Origin of the sequence: Paracidovorax wautersii (assembly GCF_900113035.1) — a bacterium.
Lineage (GTDB): Bacteria > Pseudomonadota > Gammaproteobacteria > Burkholderiales > Burkholderiaceae_C > Paracidovorax > Paracidovorax wautersii.
Genome location: NZ_FONX01000007.1, coordinates 188,288 through 210,794, shown reverse-complemented (window position 1 = coordinate 210,794; position 22,507 = coordinate 188,288). Strand labels below are relative to the sequence as shown.

Sequence of the window (22,507 nt, the reverse complement as noted above, 5' to 3'; positions counted from 1 at the left end):
CGGGCGTCAGCGCGCCAGCTGCTGCCAGGTGGCGATCACGCTGTCGGGGTTGAGCGAGATCGAGGAGATGCCCTCGTCGGCCAGCCACTGGGCGAAGTCGGGGTGGTCGCTGGGGCCCTGGCCGCAGATGCCCACGTACTTGCCCTGCGCCAGGCAGGCGCCGATGGCGCGCTTGAGCAGCGCCTGCACAGCCGGGTCGCGCTCGTCGAAGTCGGCTGCCAGCAATTCGAGGCCGGAGTCGCGGTCCAGGCCCAGGGTGAGCTGGGTCAGGTCGTTCGAGCCGATTGAGAAGCCGTCGAAGTACTGCAGGAACTCGTCGGCCAGCACGGCGTTGCTGGGCACCTCGCACATCATGATGACCTTCAGGCCGTTCTCGCCGCGCTTGAGGCCATGGTCGGCCAGCAGCTTCGTCACGCGGTCGGCCTGCTTCAGCGTGCGCACGAAGGGCACCATGACCTGCACGTTGGTCAGGCCCATCTCGCCGCGCACGCGCTTCAAGGCATCGCATTCCATGGCGAAGGCTTCGCCGAAGTCTTCGCTGATGTAGCGCGCCGCGCCGCGGAAGCCCAGCATGGGGTTCTCTTCCTCGGGCTCGTAGCGGCTGCCGCCGATGAGCTTGCGGTATTCGTTGGACTTGAAGTCCGACAGGCGCACGATGACCGGCTTGGGCCAGAAGGCGGCGGCGATGGTGGCCACGCCTTCGGCGACCTTGTCCACGTAGAAGGCGCGGGGCGAGGCGTGGCCGCGGGCCACGGATTCGACGGCCTTCTTCAGGTCGGCGTCGATCTGGGGGTAGTCCAGGATGGCCTTGGGGTGGACGCCGATGTTGTTGTTGATGATGAATTCCAGCCGGGCCAGGCCCACGCCTTCGTTGGGCAGCTGGCAGAAGTCGAAGGCCAGCTGGGGGTTGCCCACGTTCATCATGATCTTGGTCTTGATGGCGGGCATCTCGCCGCGCTGCACCTCGGTGACCTCGGTTTCCAGCAGGCCATCGTAGATCTTGCCGGTGTCGCCCTCGGCGCAGCTCACGGTGACCAGGGTGCCGTCCTTGAGCAGGCTGGTGGCGTCGCCGCAGCCCACCACGGCCGGGATGCCGAGTTCACGCGCGATGATGGCCGCGTGGCAGGTACGACCGCCGCGGTTGGTGACGATGGCGCTGGCGCGCTTCATCACCGGCTCCCAGTTGGGGTCGGTCATGTCGGTGACCAGCACGTCGCCGGGCTGCACCTTGTCCATTTCGGCGATGTCGCTCACCAGGCGCACGGGGCCGGTGCCGATCTTCTGGCCGATGGCGCGGCCTTCGGCCAGCACGGTACCGGTGCCCTTGAGCTTGAAGCGCTGCTCGGCCTGGCCCTTGGACTGGCTCTTCACCGTCTCGGGGCGCGCCTGCAGGATGTAGAGCTTGCCGTCGGTGCCGTCCTTGCCCCACTCGATGTCCATCGGACGGCCGTAGTGCTTCTCGATGACGATGGCGTATTCGGCCAGCTGCTGCACTTCGGCGTCGGTCAGCGAATAGCGGTTGCGCAGCTCTGCGGGCACGTCGGTGGTCTGCACCAGCTTGCCGGAGGCCTTCTTCTCCTCGGGCGAGGCGAACACCATCTGGATCAGCTTGGAGCCCAGGTTGCGGCGAATCACGGCCTTGTTGCCGGCGGCCAGCATGGGCTTGTGGACGTAGAACTCGTCGGGGTTCACGGCGCCCTGCACCACCGTCTCGCCCAGGCCGTAGCTGGAGGTGATGAAGACGACCTCTTCGAAGCCGGACTCGGTGTCGAGCGTGAACATCACGCCGGCCGCGCCCTTGTCGGAGCGGACCATGCGCTGCACGCCGGCCGAGAGGGCCACGACGTCGTGCGCGAAGCCCTTGTGGACGCGGTAGCTGATGGCGCGGTCGTTGTAGAGGGAGGCGAACACCTCCTTCATCTTGTGCAGCACGTCTTCGATGCCGACGACGTTCAGGAAGGTTTCCTGCTGGCCGGCGAACGAGGCGTCGGGCAGGTCTTCGGCCGTGGCGGACGAGCGCACGGCGAAGCTGGCTTGCGGGTTGCCTTCGGACAGCGTGGCGAACGCGTCGCGCACGGCCTTTTCCAGGTCGGCCGGGAAGGGCTGGGCTTCGAGCCAGCCGCGGATCTCGGCGCCGGCGGCGGCGAGCGCGCGCACGTCTTCGGTGTCGAGCGTGGCCAGGCGCTGGCTGATGCGGTCGGCCAGGCCTTCGTGCTTCAGGAACTCACGGAAGGCATGCGCCGTGGTGGCGAAGCCGGTGGGCACTCGCACGCCCTGGGGCAGCTGGGAGATCATCTCGCCGAGGGAGGCGTTCTTGCCCCCCACCGACTCGACGTCGCTCATTCTCAGGTTTTCAAACGGAACGACCAGGGCGGTCGATTCGAACAGTGCAGACATGGGAAAGCTCCAGAAGTTGAAACCGGGTCTGCGCCTGCGCCCAAGCGGAGCGAACGAGGTGGGCGCGCGCCCATGCAAGGCAGCTGGCTTTGCTGTTCTGGTAGTGGGCAGCCGCGTTGCATGGTGATGAATTGGGAATAATGGGCGCGATTGTAGGCCGGCCGAGGCGCATGCGCCCCAGCCCGCCGGCCGCACACCCCGCCATCCCTCCCACCGCCCCTCGCCAAACCACCCGCTCCATGCACACGCGCACCGTTTTCTTCATCTCCGACGGCACCGGCATCACCGCCGAAACTTTCGGCAACGCCATCCTCGCCCAGTTCGACATGAAGCCCCGCCACGTGCGCCTGCCCTTCATCGACACCGAAGACAAGGCCCACCAGGTGGTGCGGCAGATCAACCACACGGCGGAGCTGGAGGGCAAGAAGCCCATCGTCTTCACCACGCTGGTGAATATGAGCGTGCTGCACATCATCGAGCAGGGATGCCGGGGCATGCTGCTGGACATGTTCGGCACCTTCATCCGCCCGCTGGAGACCGAGCTGGGCATCAAGTCCCACCACCGCGTGGGGCGCTTCTCGGACGTGAGCCTGAGCAAGGAATACACGCAGCGCATCGACGCCATCAACTTCAGCCTGGACCACGACGACGGCCAGAGCCACCGCGACCTGGCCGGCGCCGACGTGATCCTGATCGGCGTCTCGCGCTCGGGCAAGACGCCCACCAGCCTGTACCTGGCCATGCAGTGCGGCCTGAAGGTGGCCAACTACCCGCTGATTCCGGAAGACTTCGAGCGCCGCCAGCTGCCGCCCGCGCTGGAGCCGCACCGCAAGAAGATCTTCGGCCTGACCATCCAGCCCGAGCGGCTCTCGCAGATCCGCAACGAGCGGCGGCCGGGCTCCAAATACGCCGACCTGCTCAACTGCCGCTACGAGGTCTCGGAGGCCGAAAGCATGATGCGGCGGTCGGGCATCCGGTGGCTGTCCACCACCACCAAGAGCATCGAAGAGATCGCCACGACCATCCTGCAGGAAGTGCGGCCCGAGCGCCTCATGTACTGACCGTACCGGGCGCACGGCGCGCCGTTTGCTATTCAATAGATAGCACGATGCGCAGGCACAGCCTGCGCTACGCCCGTATCGACCGCAGATTCAGGCCGCCACGGCGGGCGCATCCGTCTGGAGCGAATCCAGCGGCCAGCGCGGCTTGACGTCGAAGGCGTAGTCGCGGCTGGGCCTCTGCTGGCCGGCCTGCAGGCGCATGGCGGCGGCCATGGCGATCATGGCGCCGTTGTCGGTGCACAGGTGCAGCTCAGGATAGTGCACCCGCACCTTCAGGCGCGCGCAGGCGGCGTCGAGCTGTTCGCGCAGCAGGCGGTTGGCGCCCACGCCGCCGGCCACCACCACGCGGCGCAGGCCAGTGCCCTTCAGGGCGCTCAGGGTCTTTCGGACCAGCACGTCCACGATGGCCGCCTCGGTGCTCGCGGCCAGGTCGGCGCGGCGCGCGTCCAGATCGTCGCCCAGCTTCCTGGCCTGGGTGAGCACGGCGGTCTTCAGGCCGGCGAAGGAGAAGTCGAGGTTGCCGCTGTGCAGCAGCGGGCGCGGCAGCTTGAAGGCTTCGCCATCGCCCTGCTGCGCCAGCCGCGAGAGGGCCGGCCCGCCCGGGTAGCCCAGGCCCAGCAGCTTGGCGGACTTGTCGAAGGCCTCGCCCGCCGCGTCGTCGATGGTTTCGCCCAGCAGTTCGTAGCGGCCCACGCCGTCCACCCTCATGAGCTGCGTGTGCCCGCCCGAGACCAGCAGCGCGACGAAGGGGAATTCGGGAGGATCGGCGCTCAGGAAGGGCGAGAGCAGATGCCCTTCGAGGTGATGCACGCCCAGCACCGGCTTGCCCAGCGCGGCGCCCAGCGCGCAGGCCACGCCCGCGCCCACCAGCAACGCGCCGGCCAGGCCCGGGCCGCGCGTGTAGGCCACCACGTCCACCTCGGCCAGCTGACGGCCGGCCTGGTCCAGCACGCTCTGCGTGAGCGGCAGCACGCGGCGGATGTGGTCGCGGCTGGCCAGCTCGGGCACCACGCCGCCGTAGGCCTGGTGCATCTCGATCTGGCTGTGCAGCGCGTGGGCCTCCAGCACGGGCACGCCCGCACCGTCGGGCAGGCGCACCAGCGCCACGCCGGTCTCGTCGCAGGAGGATTCGATTCCAAGGATCAGCTGACTCATGGGCGGGAGTTTAGACGGGCCCTTCCGCCCACCCCATCGCAGGGCCAAAACTATCATTTAGATCAATTCAAGCATCGCAAACACGCATTCAATTGAAATATTTGATAAACAAAAAGAAACAATCATTTACATTGCAGGCGTTCGACCACCTGCCGGCGGGCCACGAAGGCGCATAGCGCCCCGCACCCGGAGCCCCGGCCACAACACCCACGGAGACCGCCCGCCATGCCCCACACCCGCTTTGGAACCTCATCGCTTTCGCCCTGCCCGCCGCGCAGGCCCGCGGCCCTGGCCTGGACGCTGGTCGCCATGGCGGCCAGCCTGGCTTCCTGCGGCGGCGGTGGCAGTTCGGCCACCGACAACGTCACGATGCAGGCCGGCGAGATCGCGGCCAGCCTGACCACGCTCTCCTCGCAGGACGGACTGCCGCCCGACGTGCCCGCCACGCTGCAGGCACAGCCCACCTTCCACGTCGCCCCCGTGCTGCTGCCCGAGCCCGGCGACCAGGACGTGGCCGACCCCGGAGCCAGCGCCGCGATGCAGCCCAGCCTGAAGGCGGTGGACGCGGGCCTGGCCGCCCTTTCCACCAAGGGCCTGACGCTGGGCAAGCTCGAAGCCGCCCACCTCAAGGCGCAGGCGGCCGACGGCGGCGCCACGGCGGCCCCGCTCGCGACCGGCGCGGTCGCCACCTACACCCCCGCCCAGGTGCGCGCGGCCTACGGCCTGCCGGCGCTGCCCGCCACGGGCGCTGCGCCCACCGCGCAGCAGTGGGCGCAGATGGGCGCGGGCCAGACCATCTACATCGTGGCGGCCTATCACAACCCCAATGCCGCGGCGGAGCTGGCCACCTTCAACCAGAAGTTCGGCCTGCCCGCCTGCGCCGCCAAGGTGCTGCCCGCCGTCACCGCCCTGCCCCTGGCCGCGCCGGCCGCCAATGCCGGCTGCGAGCTGTGGGTGGCCTATGCGAACACCTCGGGCGGCCTCGCGTCCGCAGCGCCAACCTACGACTCCGGCTGGGCCACCGAGATCGCGCTGGACGTGCAGTGGTCGCACGCCATCGCGCCGGCCGCGCGCATCGTGCTGATCGAGGCGCCCGACGCCTCGGTGGGCGCTTTGTCCGCCGCCATCCGCCTCGCCAACGCCATGGGGCCCGGCCATGTGTCCATGAGCTTCGGCGCCGGCGAAGGCAGCTGGGCCAGCGGGCTGGAATCGGCCTTCACCGGCACGCGCATGAGCTATCTCGCCGCCACCGGCGATTGGGGCGCGGGCGTGATGTGGCCGGCGGCATCGCCCGGCGTGCTGGCCGTGGGCGGCACCTCGCTCACCTATTCGGGCACGGGCTCGCGCTCGGAAGTGGCCTGGTCCGGCACGGGCGGAGGCACCAGCGCGTACTTCGGCACGCCGGCCTATCAGCAGTCGGGCCTGCCCGGCGTGGGCACGGTGGCGCGCCGCACGGTGGCCGACGTGGCGATGAATGCCGACCCTTCCACCGGCCAGTACGTGGCCGTGATCTCGCCCGGCGCCAGCACGGCGCAGTGGCTGAGCGCGGGCGGCACCAGCATGTCCACGCCGATGTGGGCCGGCCTGCTGGCCTCGGCCGGCGCACTGCGCGCCCAGGCCGGCCAGGCAGCCCTGGGGCGGCCGCATGCGGTGCTCTACGGCAACATCGGCGCGCAGCCCGGCAACTACGCCAGCGGCTTCCTCGACGTCTCGGCCGGCACGCACGGCACCTGCGGCACCTGCACGGCGCGCACCGGCTATGACCAGCTCACCGGGCTGGGCACGCCGCGCGCCAGCAGCCTGCTGACGCTGCTCTCCGGCGCCACCGTGGCCGCGCCGCCCCCGGCCGTGGGCAGCGCCGCGGTGAGCGGGCTGGCCGGCCAGCCGCTCTCCTTCACCGTGTCCGTCACGGCCACCAATGCGGTCACCTACAGCCTGGCCGGTGCGCCGGCGGGCATGACGGTGTCCAGCGCGGGCGTGGTCAACTGGGCGGCGCCGGTGGCGGGCATCTATTCGGTCACCGCCATCGCCCGCGACACCAAGACCGGCCTCACCGGCCAGGGCATCTACAAGGTGACCGTGGCGGCGCCCACGCCTCCGGCCGTGCCGGGCGGCAGCATCGCCGGCACGGTGGGCAAGGCCCTGTCCTTCAGCGCCGCGGCGCCTTCGGTCAACCCGCTGCGCTATGCGCTGAGCGGCGCGCCAGCAGGCATGGCGGTCGGCACCGACGGCACGGTGAGCTGGGCCAGCCCGGTGCTGGGCACCTACACGGTGACCGTTGCGGCCACCGACACCAAGACCAACCTGGTGGGCCGCGGCACCTATACGGTCCGCATCGCGGCGGCGGGCAGCACCGTCTCGTCCAACGGCCTCTCGATCACGGCGGCGCCGTGGACGGGCAAGCCCGGGCAGGCGCTCTCCGGCAGCATCGCGATCGCCGCGCCGGGCGCCTCGTGGCTGTCGGTCACGCTCTCCGGCGCGCCGCTGGGCATGGGTTTCTATATGCAGGGCACCACCATCACGGCGATCTGGCCCTCGCCGGTGGCCGGCAACTATGCGCTGACCGTGGTGGCGCGTGATTCGCTGGGCCGCACGGCGCAGATCACGGTGCCCGTCACCATCCGCTGACGCGCCCGCCACAGCGCTCTGCCGCCGCGCCCGGGGTGTCGGACTCGAAGTCCGCACCGCCGGGCGCCGCCGTTTCCGTGGCCGCCGGCCCCTGGCACGCACCAGCACGATGCACCAATTTGGCGTGTTTCTTGCTCACAATGCCGGTCATGAACGAGTCCCTGCGCATCGTGGTGGTGGCCCCCGACCTGTCGGAGACGGGGGAAGATGACGAGCATGCCCAGATGCAGGCCGAGCGCTCGCGCGCGCTGCGCATCGGCCTGCTGGAGAACCGTTTCAACCTGGTGGCGACGCTGCCGGCCGACGTGTTCCTGCGCGAGCGCATCGCGCAGCTGCAGCCCGACCTCATCATCGTGGACGCCGAGAGCGAGGCCCGCGACGCGCTCGAACACGTGGTGATGGCCACGCGCGACGAGCGCCGCCCCATCGTCATGTTCACCAACGACGAGGACACCAGCCACGTGAAGGACGCGGTGGCGCTGGGCGTGTCGGCCTATATCGTGGCGGGCCTGGCGCCCCAGCGCATCCGCCCGATCCTGGACGTGGCGATGGCGCGCTTCCAGCACGAGCAATCGCTGCGCTCGCAGCTGGCCGATGCGCGCTCCGAGCTCAAGGACCGCAAGACCATCGACCGCGCCAAGGGCCTGCTGATGCAGCGCCAGGGCCTGACCGAACAGGCCGCCTACGACAAGCTGCGCAAGACCGCCATGGACAAGGGCCTGAAGCTCGCCGAGGTCGCCCAGCGCATGCTGGACGTGGCCGACCTGCTGGGCTGAGCTCCCCTCGCTTCTCTTTTGGTGCAGCGCACAAGCGCAGTGCGGGCCGGCACCGTGCCGGCTCTGCCGCGAGCGGCCTGCAGCGCCGGTGCCATCTGAGCCTGATCGCCCTGCAGCCCTTATCCGACCGGCGCATCCAGCTATCGACTCCATAGCGCGGCAGAACACCCAGGCGCGCTGGCACACCGCTTGCGTAGCACCGTGCAGACCAACGCAGGTCGATGCTTCCGCGAAGCAGGCAGCCCAATGACGGGCGGCCTGCATCGCACCCCAGGACAAAGGCGTCCCCACTCGCAGTTGCGCTCACGCCAGAGCGCAGTTGCGATGTGTGGACGCCTTTTTCTTTGCCTGCGCTGTTTCGCTTCGTGTTGCCTTGTCTTGCCTTGTCTTGTTCCGTCTCTTTCCATCCGCTTCGAGGACGCTGCCATGACCGATGTTTCGAAAACCAGCCTGCAACGCCGCACCGTGCTGCAGGCGGCCACCGTGGGCGCCGTGGGCATCAGCCCCGCGCTGCGCTCCCTGGTGTATGCCGCAGGCTCCGATGCCCCCGAGAAAAAGGAAGTGAAGATCGGCTTCATTCCGCTCACCGACTGCGCCAGCGTGGTCATGGCCTCGGTGCTGGGCATCGACCAGAAGTACGGCGTGAAGATCATCCCCAGCAAGGAAGCGAGCTGGGCCGGCGTGCGCGACAAGCTGGTCAACGGCGAGCTGGACTTCGCCCACGTGCTCTACGGCCTGGTCTATGGCGTGCACCTGGGCGTGGGCGGCCCCAAGAAGGACATGGCCGTGCTGATGACGCTGAACCAGAACGGCCAGGCGATCTCGCTGAGCAAGAAGCTCGCGGACAAGGGCGCCGTGAACGGGCCCACGCTCGCCAAGCTGATGGCCGCAGAGAAGCGCGAATACACCTTCGCCCAGACCTTCCCGACCGGCACGCACGCCATGTGGCTGTACTACTGGCTGGCGGCCAACGGCATCGACCCGATGAAGGACGCCAAGGTCATCACCGTGCCGCCGCCGCAGATGGTGGCCAACATGCGCGTGGGCAACATGGACGGCTTCTGCGTGGGCGAGCCCTGGAACCACCGCGCCATCATGGACGGCATCGGCATCACCGCCACCACCACGCAGGCGATCTGGAAGGACCACCCCGAGAAGGTGCTGGGCACCACGTCCGAGTTCGTGCAGAACAACCCCAACACCGCGCGCGCCGTGACGGCGGCCATCCTGGAAGCCAGCCGCTGGATCGACGAGAGCCTGGCCAACAAGAGCAAGATGGCCGAGACCATCGCCGGCAAGGCTTACGTGAACACCGGCGTGGACGCGATCAACCAGCGCATCCTGGGCCGCTACCAGGACGGCCTGGGCAAGACCTGGGACGACCCGGACCACATGAAGTTCTACGCCGGCGGCGCGGTGAACTTCCCCTATCTCTCGGACGGCATGTGGTTCCTCACGCAGCACAAGCGCTGGGGCCTGCTGAAGGAACACCCCGACTACCTGGCCGTGGCCAAGTCCGTGAACCGCATCGACCTCTACAAGCAGGCCGCCGCCGCCGCCAAGACGCCGCTGCCCGCCAGCGAGATGCGCACCGCCAAGCTGGTGGACGGTGTCGTCTGGGACGGCAAGGACCCGAAGAAGTACGCCGACGGCTTCAAGATCCACGCCTGACGGCTGTACCCCTCGCCTCCCGCGCTCCCCGCCCCTCGTCCGCCCACGCACACCGGAGAACACACCATGGTCAGTGCCGTCTTCCATTCCCCGCTGGATTCCGCGTCGCCGGAAGCCATCAAGAGCATCGCTGGCAACGCGCCATCCACGGGCGCCGCCAAGCCCCTGGCCGCGCAGGCCCCGGCGGCTGCTGGCAACGCCAGCGCCACCGCAGCCCCGCAGCGCCGCGACTGGGCCGCGCTCTCGCGCAGCTTCTGGATGGCGGTGCTGCCGCCGGCCTGCGGGCTGGGCCTGCTGCTGGGCATCTGGGCCCTCGTGTCGGCCACCACCGGCCAGAGCATTCCCGGCCCGGCCGAGACCTGGCGGCAGGCCGTGACCATCTTCAGCGACCCGTTCTACCGCAACGGTCCCAACGACCAGGGCGTGGGCTGGAACGTGCTGGCCTCGCTGGAGCGCGTGGCCATCGGCTTCGGGCTGGCGGCGGTGGTGGGCATTCCTGCGGGCTTCGTGATCGGGCGCTTCACGTTCCTCTCGCGCATGTTCAACCCGCTCATCAGCCTGCTGCGGCCGGTGTCGCCGCTGGCCTGGCTGCCCATCGGCCTCCTGGTGTTCAAGGGCGCCAACCCGGCCGCCATCTGGACCATCTTCATCTGCTCCATCTGGCCCATGATCATCAACACCGCCGTGGGCGTGCAGCGCGTGCCGCAGGACTACATGAACGTGGCCCGCGTGCTGAACCTCTCGGAATGGAAGATCGCCACCACCATCCTCTTCCCCTCGGTGCTGCCCTACATGCTGACCGGCGTGCGCCTGGCCGTGGGCACGGCCTGGCTGGTGATCGTCGCGGCCGAGATGCTGACCGGCGGCGTGGGCATCGGCTTCTGGGTGTGGGACGAGTGGAACAACCTGAACGTCAAGAACATCCTGATCGCGATCTTCGTGATCGGCATCGTCGGGCTGCTGCTCGAATACGCCCTGGTCAAGCTGGCCACGGCCTTCACGTTCGAAGAGGTGAAAGCATGAATGCGTCGCTCACGTCCAAGTTCATCGAAATCCAGCGCGTCGATCAGACCTTCAAGACCGCCAAGGGCCTGTTCCCCGCGCTGCGCGGCATAGACCTGACCATCGCCAAGGGCGAGTTCGTCGCGCTCATCGGCCATTCGGGCTGCGGCAAGAGCACGCTGCTGAACCTGATCGCCGGCCTGACCACGCCCACCTCCGGCGCCCTGCTCTGCGCCAACAAGGAGATCAAGGGCCCCGGGCCGGAACGCGCCGTGGTGTTCCAGAACCATTCGCTGCTGCCGTGGCTGACCTGTTTCGACAACGTCTATCTGGCCGTGGAACGCGTCTTCAGCCGCACGGAAAGCAAGGCCCAGCTGCGCGAGCGCACCGATGCGGCGCTGGCGCTGGTGGGCCTGACGCACGCCGCGCAGAAGCGCCCGGGCGAAATCTCCGGCGGCATGAAGCAGCGCGTGGGCATCGCCCGGGCGCTGTCGATGGAGCCGCAGGTGCTGCTGATGGACGAGCCTTTCGGCGCGCTGGACGCGCTGACCCGCGCCAAGCTGCAGGACGAGCTGCTGGAGATCGTGGCGCGCACGCAGAGCACGGTGGTGATGGTGACGCACGACGTGGACGAGGCCGTGCTGCTGTCCGACAAGATCGTGATGATGACCAACGGGCCGGCGGCGACCATCGGCGAGGTGCTGCAGGTGGACATTCCGCGGCCGCGCAGCCGGGTGGAGCTGGCGGAAGATCCGATGTATCTGCAGTGCCGCAAGGCGGTGATTGATTTTCTCTACACGCGGCAAGGGCATGTGGAGAAGGTGGCTTGAGGGGCTGGGTGCTCTGGCTGGGCTGAGTTGAGGCTGGTTCTTTTCGGCGCTGCGGCGAGATCACTTCCCGGGGATCGGGATGTGCGCCCGACAGCGCACTCACTTTCTTTTGCTTCGCCAAAAGAAAGTAAGCAAAGAAAAGGCGCCCCCCAGTCTGCGACCCCTTCGCTGTCGCTACGGGGCAGACCTGCGGCGGGGCGCTTGCGGGGTGCCGCCGCAGAACTCACTACGCGCTGCGCGCTTCGTTCGGACAGCCGCGGCGAGTCAGAGCACGAGGCATGCGTGTCCTTCGGCACGCATGCGCACCCCGCAAGCACCCCGCCGCAGGCGCAGCCAGCAGGGGGTGAACAGCCGCACACGGGCCATTGCTTCGCTCGGCCCACATCGCGCGCGCTTCGCGCTGCGCTGGGCTTTCTCCGTGCGAGGGCCGAGCGCAGCGATGGCCCGACTGGTTCCCCACTCCCTTCTGTGCGTGCCGAGAAGCGCAGGGCGGCGGGTGCGTGCGTGTGCCGAAGGACACACGCACTTCGTGCTCTGACTTGCCGCAGCTGTCCGAACGGAGCGCACGCAGTGCGCGCAGTGAGTTCTGCGGCAGCACCCGCCGACCGAGCATCGCAGGTTGCCCGTAGCGCAGCGGAGGGACACGCACAGTAGGGTCGCCTTTCTTTGGGGTACTTTTCTTTGGCGAAGCAAAGAAAAGTACCTCGCCCGCCGGGGCGAGACCCGGCCCCGGGAAGCAAACGCCCAACAAAGGCCTGTCAAGCCAATGAGGCCAACACCCCCTCAAGCAGCCAACTTCTGAAACGACCCCAACACCGCCGCCCCATTGAACGGCTTCACGATCCACCCCTTCACCCCCGCCGCCTTCCCCCGCTCCTTCATCGCCGGCGAACTCTCCGTCGTCAGCATCACGATGTTGACCTTGTGGTTGCCCAGCTCGCTGCGCACCCGCTCCACCATGGTCAGGCCATCCATGTTGGGCATGTTCACGTCGCACACGACCAGCTTGATGCCGCTGTCCTGCCGCAGCTTGGCCAGCCCGTCGTGGCCGTCCACCGCCAGCGCGACCTGGAAGCCGTTGTTGCCCAGAAAGTTGCCCACCTCGTTGCGCACGGTGCTCGAATCGTCAACAACCAGAACGTTGGCCATGGAAATGCTCCTCGGAAACAGAAAGAGAAAAAGAAAAAGAGAAAGAAGAGAAAAAGCTCAGAACAGCTCCAGCTCGCCGGATTCGACGAAGCCGCTCAGCAGCGCCTCGCTCTCGCGGTAGAGCTCGGGCGCCCAGCTCAGGCTGAAGGCGAAGCGCTGGTAGATCGTGATGGCCGTGGCCTCGGGGTCTTCCGGGGCCCAGAGCTGGCACTTGAAGCACAGCTGAGGGCTTTCGGTGCCGAAGCTGATGTAGCGGTGCAGGTGGTTGACGATGATCGGCACCTGCACGCCGAAGGAGCCGCTCGCGCCCTCGGTGCCGAAGCGGTTGCGGAACGCGCCCCAGACGAGGTTGGTCAGCTCGCCCAGGATGGCGTTGAGGTTGCGGAAATCCGCGCTCTCTTCGGCCGAGAAGGCCGTGCGCCCGGCCGCCACCGCGCGGCGCAGGGAGCCGGCGTCGGTCTGCAGCGTCATGAAGCCGCGGCACCAGGGCGTTTCCATGGGGATGAGCGTGAACAGCTCGCCGTGGATCAGCCGGTCGCGCACCACGTAGGGCGGGTCCAGGCGCACCTGCATGCCCTTGAACTGGCTGGCCAGGGCCGCCTGCGTCATCTCGCCGAGCGTGCGCACCAGCGAGGTGGGATAGACGCGGTCGAAGAGCTTGCGGTCCACCTCGGCCTTGAGGGCATCGATCTCGGCGAGCGTGTAGCGCACCACCGATGGCTCGCGCTGCAGGGCGATGGCGGCGGCTTCGGCCTCCGCCTCGGGCATGCCGTCCATGCGCAGGAAAAGCGGCAGCTCGGGCCGCAGCCAGGCGATGTCGCGCGCCAGGGCCAGGCCGTCGGTCACCGCGCCCTGCAGTTCGGCGCCCACGAACACCGCGCCCAGGTCGATGCGCGAGCGCAGCACGGCGGGCACGTTCAGGGGATGGACCTTGTGGCCCTGCAGGCCGTGGGCATCGCAGAAGTCACGGATGGCGGCCAGCGCGCCCGCATCGGTCTCGATGACCAGAACCTTGCTGACCAGCGCGGCGGGCTCGGGCGCAGCGCCATTGGCTGCAGCAGCGGCGGCATCAGCGGCTTCAGCATCAGCGGGCGCGTTCTCGATCTCGGGCAGTGCGGTTTCCATACGCAGGTGTCCTCCGGCAGGGATTGAAGAAAAGACAGTCAACAACAAGAAGAACGGCGGCGGTGCGGCAGCAGCGACTCGCCGCGCTCCGGGGCAGGCAAGCCGGCCTCAGAACATTTCCAGCTCGCCCGACTCCACGGCCGCTTCGGCGGGCGGGCCGCTCCAGTGGAAGTCCTGCGGCAGGTAGGCGCGCGCGCAGAGCGAGGCGTAGAGCGTCAGATCGGGTTGCACCTGCACGCGGAAGTGGCGCAGATGCTCGGCGCCGTCGCGCACGAAATGCGGCAGGCAGCGCACATCCAGGATCTGCGGCGTGGAGAGCCCCAGGAAGGAGTGGAACTCGCCCAGGTCGCGGTTGATGGAGCCGCAGCACAGGTTGCCGACTTCGCAGATGACGTCGATGAACTGCTGCTCGCCGATGGGCTCGGCGCCCTCCTCCATGCCGGCGCGCCGGGCGGCCCAGGCCAGCAGGGCCTCGGTGCGGGCGAAGTGCAGCGCGGTGTTCAGCCGGAAGGGAAAGGACGCGATGGACAGCACCGCCATGTGCGTGGCGGCGCCCGGCGGCACGGCATCGACCGCCTCGATGACGGCGCCGGCGTCGCCCGGCACCAGGCTCTGGCGCAGGCCCGAGAGCATCATGCGGTCCAGGCTGTCGCAGGCGCGCTGGCTCAGCAGGCGCAGCACCTCCGAAGCCGCCGGCTTCGCAACGGCTGCGGAGAACGAAGAAGCGGAAAACCCCGCGGCGCTCATGCGGCCTCCTCCAGCGCGGCCTGGATGCGGCCGTTGGTCATCTGCAGGCCCATGGCGGCGTTGATGACCATCTTGCCGCCCGCCTGCATGTCCTGGAAGGTGGTGGTGGCGATGAGGTCGTTGGCGTAGAGGCTGGCGCGGTAGTCGCGCGAGAGCGCCTCGGCGCGGGACGAGAGCTCGCGCATCTCGCCGGCCACCACGTTGAAGCCGCGCCCCTGCGCGCCCGCGCGCGCCGCCTCGATGGAGGCGTTGAGCGCCACGATCACCATCTGCCGCACGATGCGCGCGAACTCGTCGTTCTTGTCGTGCATGGTGCGGTTGTGCTGCACCAGCGCGCTCATGTCGGCATGCCAGCGCTCGAAGGTCTTGCCGATGCCCTGCAGTTCCTGCAGCGAGCGGCCCTGCGTGTGGATGTGCTCCAGCGCGGGCACCACCTGCGAACGGCGCGCCTGCTCGGCCTTGAGCACGCTGTCCTGCTGCTGGCCTTCCCAGGCCGTGGCGGCGCTCTGCCACTGCTCGCGTTCCTTGTTCCATTCGGCCTGCACCCGGTCCAGGTCGGCCTGCAGCGAGGCGTTCTCGCGCAGCGCCGTTGCCAGCGCCTCGGCCTGCGGGGCCGCCTGCCGGGCGGCGGCCTCGGCAGCGCGCCGCGCCCGGGCGGCGGCGAAGCGCCACATCAGCACGGCGCCCAGCAGCGCGCCCACCAGCCATCCACTCCACCAGTCTCCCAGCACCATCACGCGGCCTCTCCCAGCGCGCCCCGGCTGCCCTGGGCGCTGACCGTCCAGCGCAGCGGCAGGCGGATGACGGTGGTGAAGGGCGTGGCGTACACCGCCGCGTCCGCATCCAGCACCACGGCCACGCTGCCGTCCAGCGCCTCTATGAAGGCCTTGACCGCATCCATGCCCACGCCCCGGCCGGAAACGGCCGTCACCTGGCTGGCGGTGGAAAAGCCGGGCGCGAAGATCATCTGCGCCAGCGCCTCGGCGCTGGGGGCGTCGTCCGGGCCCAGCAGGCCCTGGGCCAGGGCCCTGTCGTGGATGCGCGCCAGGTCCAGCCCCCGGCCGTCGTCCTGCAGGCGCACGATGACGTCATCGCCGTCGATCTGCGTCTGCGCGCGGATGTGGCCCCGGGCCGGCTTGCCCTTGGCCGCACGCTCCTGCGGCGGTTCGATGCCGTGGTCCACCGCGTTGCGCAGCAGGTGCACGAAGGCATCGCGCATCGCCTGCCCGGCCTGGGCGCGCAGCAGCACGGGGGTGCCGGTGCATTCCGCCACAGGCGCTTCCTTGCCCAGCTCGCGGGCCAGGTCCGGCAGCGAGGCGGCAACGCTGCCGAAGACCTCGGCGAGGCCGGCCGCATCGGGGTGCTGCAGCGCATGTGCGACCTGCGCCAGCCGCTCGCGGTGGTCCTGCGGCCAGTCGCCCTCGAGCAGCACGCTGTCGATGCTGGCGCGCAGCGCGTCCAGCCGCTCGCGGGCGATGCGCACCGCGCCTTCCGCGCCCTCGTGGCCGGCGGCGCCGCGCCCCAGGGTCTCGTCGTTCACATGCACGTAGGCCTGCAGCGCGGCATCGACCGCGTCCAGGTCGGCCACCAGCGCCGCCTCGTCCCAGCCGGAGAGGTCGTCGCGCAGCGCGGAATAGCGCTGCTCGGCCACGTGCGCCGCATCGGCGATGCGCGGCAGGCCGTAGGTGCGGGCATTGCCCTTGATGGTGTGCATGCCGCGAAAGAGCGCGGCGATGGCCGAGGCACGCGCCTGCTGCGGCGCCTGCAGCTGCACGCGGGCTTCGTCCAGCAATTGGGCTGCGGCACCGGCGAAGGCGCGGAACTTCTCGGCCGGCACGGCGAGCAGTTCGCCCACCATCGACAGCTCTTCCTTGCGGGCCTGGGCATCGCGGGCCAGCTCGCGCAGCTCGGTCACGTCGCGCAGGCTGACCAGCAGGCGCGCCACCGTGCCGTCGGCCGCGGTGATGGGCGACCAGCCCAGCTCGATGATCTTGCGCCGGCCGTCGTCGCAGGCCAGGCACAGCTCCTTGGGCAACAGGTGGGCGTTGAACGAGAAGTTGAGCTCGTCCTCGCCGATGCAGGCGTCGATGGCGGCATCGGCCTGGGCGCGGGCGTCGGCGCTGCCCTCGCAGCGGTCGAGCAGCGCCTCGTCCAGCGTGCGGCCGGCCAGCTGCTGGCGCTCCAGCAGGGTGCAGAGGTAGGACGAGTATTCGGGGTGGATGCGGCGCCCGGCTTCGAGCGTCAGGATGCCCTGGGGCAGCGTCTGCAGCATGGCCTGGATGTCGGCCGTCTTCTGGCGCACCAGCTCGGAGCTTTCCTCGATCTTGGCCACCATGGCGTTGAAGGCGGTGAGCGAGCGGCCGATCTCGTCCATGCGGGCCACGGGCACGCGGTGCGAGAAGTCCTGGCTGGTGGCGATCTCGGTCATCTTCAGCTGCATCTCGCCGATGGGTTGCACGATCTGGCGGTAGAGCATCAGCCCCGCGCCGCCCAGGCCGATCACGCTCACGGCCGCCACCAGCAGCAGCATGGTGGTGGTGCGTTCGAGCTGCTGGTTGAGCTCGGCGATGGCTTCGTCCTTGCTGCGGCGGCGCTCGACCTGCACGGCCTCGATCATCTGGCCCTGCTCGCGCAGGTACTGGTCCACCGTGGCGGCCATGTAGGCCTCGGCGGCCTCCTGCTGGCCGGCCAGCTTGAACTTGGCCGTGTCGTCGATGGCGGCGAAATAGTTGTCCAGGCTCATCTCGGCTTCCTTGATGAGCCCGCGCTGGGCCTCGCTGTCGGCGCTGCGGGACTGCGCCTCCAGCGCCTGGCGCAGCGCGTCCTTGCGCTCCGTCACCTGCTGGTGCATGGCCTCGGCGGCGGCGCGGTCCGGCGCGCCCACCATGTTCAAGGCCGCGATCTGCACGTCCTTGAGCTGGCCCATCAGCTCCACCGAGTGGATGGTGCTGGGCACGACGCCCTCGGTCACGCGCTTGACCTGCAGGGCGCCCTGGGACGATTGGTAGAGCGCGAAGCCGCCGATGGCGCACAGCGCCAACAGGGCCAGCACGATCAGCAAGGCGATTCGTGAACGTACAGTCATAGGAATGAATTCACAGTTTTTAACAATAAAGACAGAGTATCGGCACCATCTATGGCGGGTTCGTGACACACCAATTAACAATTGAGGAAATTTCGCCGGAGGCCGCGAGGACGTGGCATGGGCCCCAACCTGGGGCATGGCCGGGCGTTCCGGGGCTCTTGAGGCGGGTTGGCCGCCCTCGCGCAGGGCACCCGACTGGCATCGAGCTTGCTTGCCCTCACGCAGAGCCAGGCGCGACGCTGCGTCAGGCCCCCAAGGACGAAGGCGTCCGCCCGCACGAACCCGGCTTCCGGCCGGCCCGTGCGGGCGGACGCCTTTTTTTGTTTTGGCCTTCCCGCACCGCAAAGACTTCCGGCACAGCCGGCCCCGCACCATGACATCCCTGCGCGACTTCCACCGATCCGGCCACGCGCCCACCCTGTGGGCCTCGTTCCTCTACTTCGCCTTCTCCTGCGGCATCTGGGTCATCAACGGCGCGATGGCGCCCTTCATCAGCGAGGCCTACCAGCTCACGCCCGCGCAAAAGGGGCTGATGCTGTCCATCCCCATCTTCGCGGGCGCGCTGATGCGCTTTCCGCTGGGCGTGCTGGCGCAGTACATCGGCCGCAAGAACGCCACGCTGGTGGAGATGGGCGGCATCGCCCTGGCCATGGCTTTCGGCTATTTCTTCGTGGACAGCTATCACGACCTGCTGGCCATGGGCGTGCTGCTGGGCATCGCGGGCGCCAGCTTCGGCGTGGCGCTGTCGCTGGGCTCGGGCTCGTTCCCGCCGCGCTACAAGGGCCTGGCGATGGGACTGGTGGGCGCGGGCAACGTGGGCACGGCCGTGTGCGCGCTGCTGGCGCCCCTGCTGGCCCAGCGCTTCGGCTGGCAGACGGTGTATGGCCTGGCCGCGCTCGCCATGGCCGTTCCGGTGGTGGTGATGATCGCCTTCGCGCAGGAGCCGCCCGACGTGGACGCGCACGCCAGCCTGCGCGAGCACGTGGCCTGCCTCTTCGAGAAGGACGGCTGGGCCTTCAGCCTGATCTACGCCGTGACCTTCGGCGGCTTCATCGGCCTCACGACCTTCCTGCCGAGCTACTTCTACGACCAGTTCGGCGTGAGCAAGACCGAGGCTGGCCAGCTCACCATGCTGGTGGCCTTCATGGGCGCGGCGCTGCGCATCTTCGGCGGGTGGCTGTCGGACCACTGGGGCGGCGTGAACACGCTCACCGCCGTGCTGGTCACCGCCGCGGCCAGCCTGCTGCTGTGCGGCTTCGCGCAGGGCTCGCTGCCCACCACCGTGCTGCTTTTCCTCGTGTGCTTCGCAGCATTGGGCGCGGGCAACGGCGCGCTCTTCCAGCTGGTGCCGCTGCGCTGGCCGCTCACCACGGCGGTCGCGGGATCGATGATCGGGGAGATCGGCGCGCTGGGCGGCGGCTTCATCCCGAACGCGATGGGTCTTTCCAAGCAATACACGGGCAGCTATCTCTGGGGCTTCGTGCTGTTCGCTGCGGCCGCCGCCGCCATGCTGGTGCTGCTGCAGGTGATGCAGCGCCGCTGGACACGCACCTGGGCCGAAAAAGGCGGCCGGGCGCGCGTGGCAGCCTGAGCCCCGTCACCGCAGCAGCAGCACCAGGCACACCAGCAGCAGGTTGAGCAGCAGGCTGAAGGCCAGCGCCACCTGCCAGGGCGCGAGGCGCGAGCGCGCGGCCAGCGGCGTGGCGCCGGGCGCCGGCAGCGGGCGGGATGCGCCGCGCTGCAGTGCCAGCACCAGCTCTTCGGCCGTCTCGAAGCGCTGCGGCGCGGCCCGCGCCACCGCCTTGAGGACGATGTGGTCCAGCCAGATCGGCACGGCCGGGTTCAGCCGGCTGGGCGGCACCGGGTCGCGGTGGTAGCGGCCCAGCTGGTAGGGCGCGACCTCGCCGTACGGCAGGCGCCCCTGGGTGAGCAGCTGGTAGAGCGTGACGCCGAGCGCGAACAGATCGCCGCCGGCATCGGGCACGGCGGCCTCGCCGCGCCGGGCCGCGTCGTAGCCGGGCCACTGCTCGGGGTTGATGTAGCTGGGCGTGCCGGCATGCAGCAGCCGCGTGGCCTCCGGCTCGCGGCCCGAGAGGGCCACGCCCAGGTCCAGCACCCGCAGCACGCCGTCCGCGCCCACATGCAGGTTGTCGGGCTTGATGTCGCGGTGGATCACGCTCTGGCGGTGCAGCAGCCCCAGCGCCTGCGCGGCCTGGATGGCCCAGTCCACGGCGCGGGCCACGTCCACGGGCTGGCTGCGCGCCAGCAGGGGGGCCAGGGTTTCGCCTTCGAGCCAGTCGTAGAGCAGGTAGAAGGCCGAAGCCTCGCCCGCAGGCGGCGCGGCATGCAGGCGCGCCAGGTGGCGGCCCGCGCGCCCTTCCTGCAGGCGCTGCGCCAGCCAGGCTTCGTGGGCCAGCATGTCGCGCTCGACGGCATCGTGCGCCCGGCTCGGGGCCAGGGCCTTGAGCGCGAAGTGGCGCGGCTCGGCGGGCACGGCGTCTGCGCCGCCATCGGAGCGCGGCGCGGTCTCGGCCACGCGGTAGAGCAGATGGGTGCCGGTGTCGGACACGGTGCCCAGCACGCGCAGCCCGTCGATCACGTCGCCCGTGCGCAGGCGCGGCGGCACGGGCAGCGCCTGGGCCTGCCGCGTGCGGTCGTGCAGCGTGGCCTGGCTGGCGCCCTGCACCTGCACCACCAGCGCGGTGCAGTGGTCGCGGCTGCCGGCGGCCAGGGCGGCCTGCACCAGCGCATCGGCCACGGCCTGGGGCGTTGCGCCGGGCGTGGCGACGAGGCTGCGCAGCGCGGGATCGGGCAGCGCGCCGTGCACGCCGTCGGTGAGCAGCACGAAGCGGTCGCCCTCCAGCAGATCGCCCTGCACGTAGTCCACCAGCAGGCGCTCGTCGGAGCCGACGCTGCGCGTGAGCTGGTGCGCGAAGTCGCGGTGGGCGAGGACGTGGTCGGTGGTGAGCTGCTGCCACAGGCCGCCGCGCAGCAGGTAGGCGCGCGTGTCGCCCACATGCGCCAGGGTCCAGGTCTGCCCGCGCAACACCAGCGCGGTGAGGGTGGAGAGGCCCATGGCCGGGCTGCGCCGGCGGTTCATGCCGGCCAGCCACTGGTTGTGGGCCAGCAGCACGCGGTCGAGCGCGACGGACGTGTCCCAGGTGCCGGGCGTGGCGAAGTAGTCGCGCAGCAGCGTGCCGACCACGGTCGATGCGGCCTCGGCGCCCAGGCCGCCCCGGCTCACGCCGTCGGCGATGGCGGCGATGGCGCCGTGCCCGGCCTCGGCGCCCTGCCCCTGGGCATGGCCAGCGCGGTCTTCATTGGGCGGCTTGCGGCCGGCGTCGCTGGCCTGGCCCCAGGCCAGGTCGAAGCTCATGGGCGCGCCCCCTGCGGCGGGCACGGAGCACCGCAGCGGGCGCATGCGATGCGTGGTTCGCGCAGGGCGGCGGCCGGGCGCATCAGGCGCGGTGGCCCGTGATGTATTGCTCCATCTGTTCGATGATGAACTGCTGCTCGGAGATGATGTGCTTGACCAGATCGCCGATGGAGACGATGCCGGCGAGGCGGCCCGCGTCATCGACCACCGGCAGGTGGCGCAGGCGGTTCTCGGTCATCAGGGCCATGCACTGGTCGGTGTTCTGCGAGGGCCGCACGAAGCGCACGGCGCTGGTCATCACCTCGCTCACCCGCGTGTCGCCCGAGGTGCGGCCCGCCAGGGCCACCTTGCGGGCGTAGTCGCGCTCGGTGAAGATGCCCGCGATCTCGTCGCCCTGCATGACCAGCAGGGCGCCGATGCCGTGCTCCGCCATCGCCTTGAGCGCCTGCAGCACGGTGTCCTGCGGTGTGACGGTGTGAACGCCCGACGGGGGTTTGGACTTGAGGATTTCTGCGACGGTGGTGGTCATGGGAGCCTCCTTGTGGAATGGCGCTGGCCGAAGTGGCGAAGCAAGACGCGCCACCAGTGTCGGCCCAACCATGGGGCGCTGGCAACCCGCCGCAGGCGCGGGCTGCCGCAGCCCTCAGAACGTGTTCACGATCTCGCAGGGGATCGTGAACACGTTCTCCGCGGTCTTTCAGCGCCGCCCGCCGAACAGGCTGCCGCCCACCTTGAGCAGATCGCCCAGATCGAGCTTGCCGTCGCCGTTCTGGTCCAGCAGGCTGCCCAGCAGGCCACCGGCCAGGCCGCCCTGCTGCTGCACGCGGGCGTGTTCCTGGCCCAGGGTGTCGCCCAGGTCGCCGGCATCCATGCCGCTGGCCTTTACGTGCTGCGCGAGAAAGGCCATGACGATGGGCGCCAGCACCTGCAGCAGCTGACCGGCATTGGCGCCCAGGCCCGTGGCCTCGCCCAGGCCGGATGCGGCCTGCCGCTGCTGGCCGCCGAAGATGTGGCCCAGGATGTCGGCCCCGGCCGAAGGCGCGGCGCCGCCGCTGCCCGAGCCGCCCAGCACCGCGCCCAGCAGGCCGCCCCAATCCATGCCGCCGCCTTCGGCAGGAGCGGCCGGTGCGGCATCGGCATGGTCGCGCTGCAGCGCGTTCAGCAGCGCATCGGCGCCGCCGGGCTGCTGGGCATTGCGGCCCAGCGCGCCCAGCAGCAGCGGCAGGGCTGCGCTGACGGCGCCCTGGGTCTGCTCCGGGCTGGTGCCCAGCTGCTGCGCGATCTGCTGCAGGGGTTCGCCCTGCAGTTGGGCGAAGAGCTGGTCGGCAAGGGAAGCGGAGGAATTGGTCATGAAGCGTCCTTCTGGCAACGGTCGAAAGCGTGAGCTGCAGCCGGCTGGCTGCGACCGCGCATCGTAGGCCAGTGCCGTGTCCATCGCCAGACGCCGGGGACACGCCGGGTGCGCGGACACGTTTGTTAACGCAGGCAGCGGCGCACGCGAGCAC

General features: G+C 69.7%; 17 protein-coding genes. 7 read left to right on the top strand and 10 right to left on the bottom strand.

The window, feature by feature from the left end:
- Positions 1-6 precede the first annotated feature (6 nt).
- Entirely contained in the window at positions 7-2,397 is a 2,391-nt protein-coding gene (gene ppsA / locus BM070_RS12865) for a phosphoenolpyruvate synthase (RefSeq protein ID WP_092939798.1), read from the bottom strand.
- 239 nt (positions 2,398-2,636) lie between these two features.
- Here ppsA and ppsR point away from each other — a divergent pair, with 239 nt between their 5' ends.
- Positions 2,637-3,458: a posphoenolpyruvate synthetase regulatory kinase/phosphorylase PpsR gene (gene ppsR, locus BM070_RS12860; RefSeq protein WP_092939797.1), complete on the top strand. Its 822-nt coding sequence runs from the start codon at positions 2,637-2,639 to the stop codon at positions 3,456-3,458.
- Between the two features lie 90 nt (positions 3,459-3,548).
- Here the strand turns inward: ppsR and tsaD are convergent, their stop codons facing one another.
- On the bottom strand, positions 3,549-4,613 hold the full coding sequence (gene tsaD, locus BM070_RS12855; protein WP_092939796.1) for a tRNA (adenosine(37)-N6)-threonylcarbamoyltransferase complex transferase subunit TsaD: 1,065 nt from the start codon (positions 4,611-4,613) through the stop codon (positions 3,549-3,551).
- A gap of 225 nt (positions 4,614-4,838) precedes the next feature.
- Here tsaD and BM070_RS12850 point away from each other — a divergent pair, with 225 nt between their 5' ends.
- The 5 genes from BM070_RS12850 to BM070_RS12830 all read left to right on the top strand — a co-directional run bounded on the left by BM070_RS12850 (position 4,839) and on the right by BM070_RS12830 (position 11,520).
- Entirely contained in the window at positions 4,839-7,241 is a 2,403-nt protein-coding gene (locus BM070_RS12850) for a S53 family peptidase (protein ID WP_245785204.1), read from the top strand.
- Positions 7,242-7,390: 149 nt separating this feature from the next.
- Positions 7,391-8,017 (top strand): ANTAR domain-containing response regulator, encoded by a 627-nt coding sequence (locus tag BM070_RS12845; RefSeq protein WP_092939837.1) that lies wholly within the window; start codon positions 7,391-7,393, stop codon positions 8,015-8,017.
- 426 nt (positions 8,018-8,443) lie between these two features.
- Positions 8,444-9,688, top strand: a complete 1,245-nt coding sequence (locus tag BM070_RS12840; RefSeq protein WP_092939794.1) for a CmpA/NrtA family ABC transporter substrate-binding protein — start codon at positions 8,444-8,446, stop codon at positions 9,686-9,688.
- A gap of 66 nt (positions 9,689-9,754) precedes the next feature.
- A complete protein-coding gene (ntrB, locus tag BM070_RS12835) occupies positions 9,755-10,711 on the top strand; it encodes a nitrate ABC transporter permease (protein ID WP_092939793.1) in 957 nt (318 codons plus the stop codon).
- Positions 10,708-11,520, top strand: coding sequence for an ABC transporter ATP-binding protein (locus BM070_RS12830; RefSeq protein ID WP_092939792.1), 813 nt, complete (start codon positions 10,708-10,710; stop codon positions 11,518-11,520). The genes ntrB and BM070_RS12830 overlap by 4 nt, the downstream gene beginning before the upstream one ends.
- Before the next feature lie 783 nt (positions 11,521-12,303).
- Here the strand turns inward: BM070_RS12830 and BM070_RS12825 are convergent.
- From BM070_RS12825 to BM070_RS12805, 5 genes are all read right to left on the bottom strand, one after another.
- On the bottom strand, positions 12,304-12,669 hold the full coding sequence (locus BM070_RS12825; protein ID WP_092939791.1) for a response regulator: 366 nt from the start codon (positions 12,667-12,669) through the stop codon (positions 12,304-12,306).
- 57 nt (positions 12,670-12,726) lie between these two features.
- Positions 12,727-13,794, bottom strand: a complete 1,068-nt coding sequence (locus BM070_RS12820) for a chemotaxis protein CheX (protein WP_092939790.1) — start codon at positions 13,792-13,794, stop codon at positions 12,727-12,729.
- 108 nt (positions 13,795-13,902) lie between these two features.
- Positions 13,903-14,541 (bottom strand): hypothetical protein, encoded by a 639-nt coding sequence (locus BM070_RS12815; protein WP_245785203.1) that lies wholly within the window; start codon positions 14,539-14,541, stop codon positions 13,903-13,905.
- The gene (locus BM070_RS12810) at positions 14,538-15,275 is read right to left on the bottom strand and encodes a methyl-accepting chemotaxis protein (RefSeq protein WP_139222825.1); all 738 of its coding nucleotides are present in this window, start codon (positions 15,273-15,275) and stop codon (positions 14,538-14,540) included. The genes BM070_RS12815 and BM070_RS12810 overlap by 4 nt, the downstream gene beginning before the upstream one ends.
- A complete protein-coding gene (locus tag BM070_RS12805) occupies positions 15,275-17,626 on the bottom strand; it encodes an ATP-binding protein (protein WP_092939789.1) in 2,352 nt (783 codons plus the stop codon). The genes BM070_RS12810 and BM070_RS12805 overlap by 1 nt, the downstream gene beginning before the upstream one ends.
- A gap of 373 nt (positions 17,627-17,999) precedes the next feature.
- Between BM070_RS12805 and BM070_RS12800 the strand changes: the two genes are divergently transcribed.
- Entirely contained in the window at positions 18,000-19,217 is a 1,218-nt protein-coding gene (locus BM070_RS12800) for an MFS transporter (RefSeq protein ID WP_092939834.1), read from the top strand.
- Positions 19,218-19,223: 6 nt separating this feature from the next.
- On the opposite strand, the gene BM070_RS12795 is transcribed toward BM070_RS12800, so the two are convergent.
- The 3 genes from BM070_RS12795 to BM070_RS12785 form a co-directional block, all read right to left on the bottom strand.
- Positions 19,224-21,002, bottom strand: coding sequence for a bifunctional protein-serine/threonine kinase/phosphatase (locus BM070_RS12795; protein WP_092939833.1), 1,779 nt, complete (start codon positions 21,000-21,002; stop codon positions 19,224-19,226).
- An 82-nt stretch (positions 21,003-21,084) separates the two neighbouring features.
- Positions 21,085-21,531, bottom strand: a complete 447-nt coding sequence (locus tag BM070_RS12790; protein ID WP_092939788.1) for a CBS domain-containing protein — start codon at positions 21,529-21,531, stop codon at positions 21,085-21,087.
- Positions 21,532-21,699: 168 nt separating this feature from the next.
- Complete coding sequence (locus BM070_RS12785) at positions 21,700-22,353, bottom strand: DUF937 domain-containing protein (RefSeq protein WP_092939787.1); 654 nt, start codon at positions 22,351-22,353, stop codon at positions 21,700-21,702.
- Between the last annotated feature and the right edge of the window lie 154 nt (positions 22,354-22,507).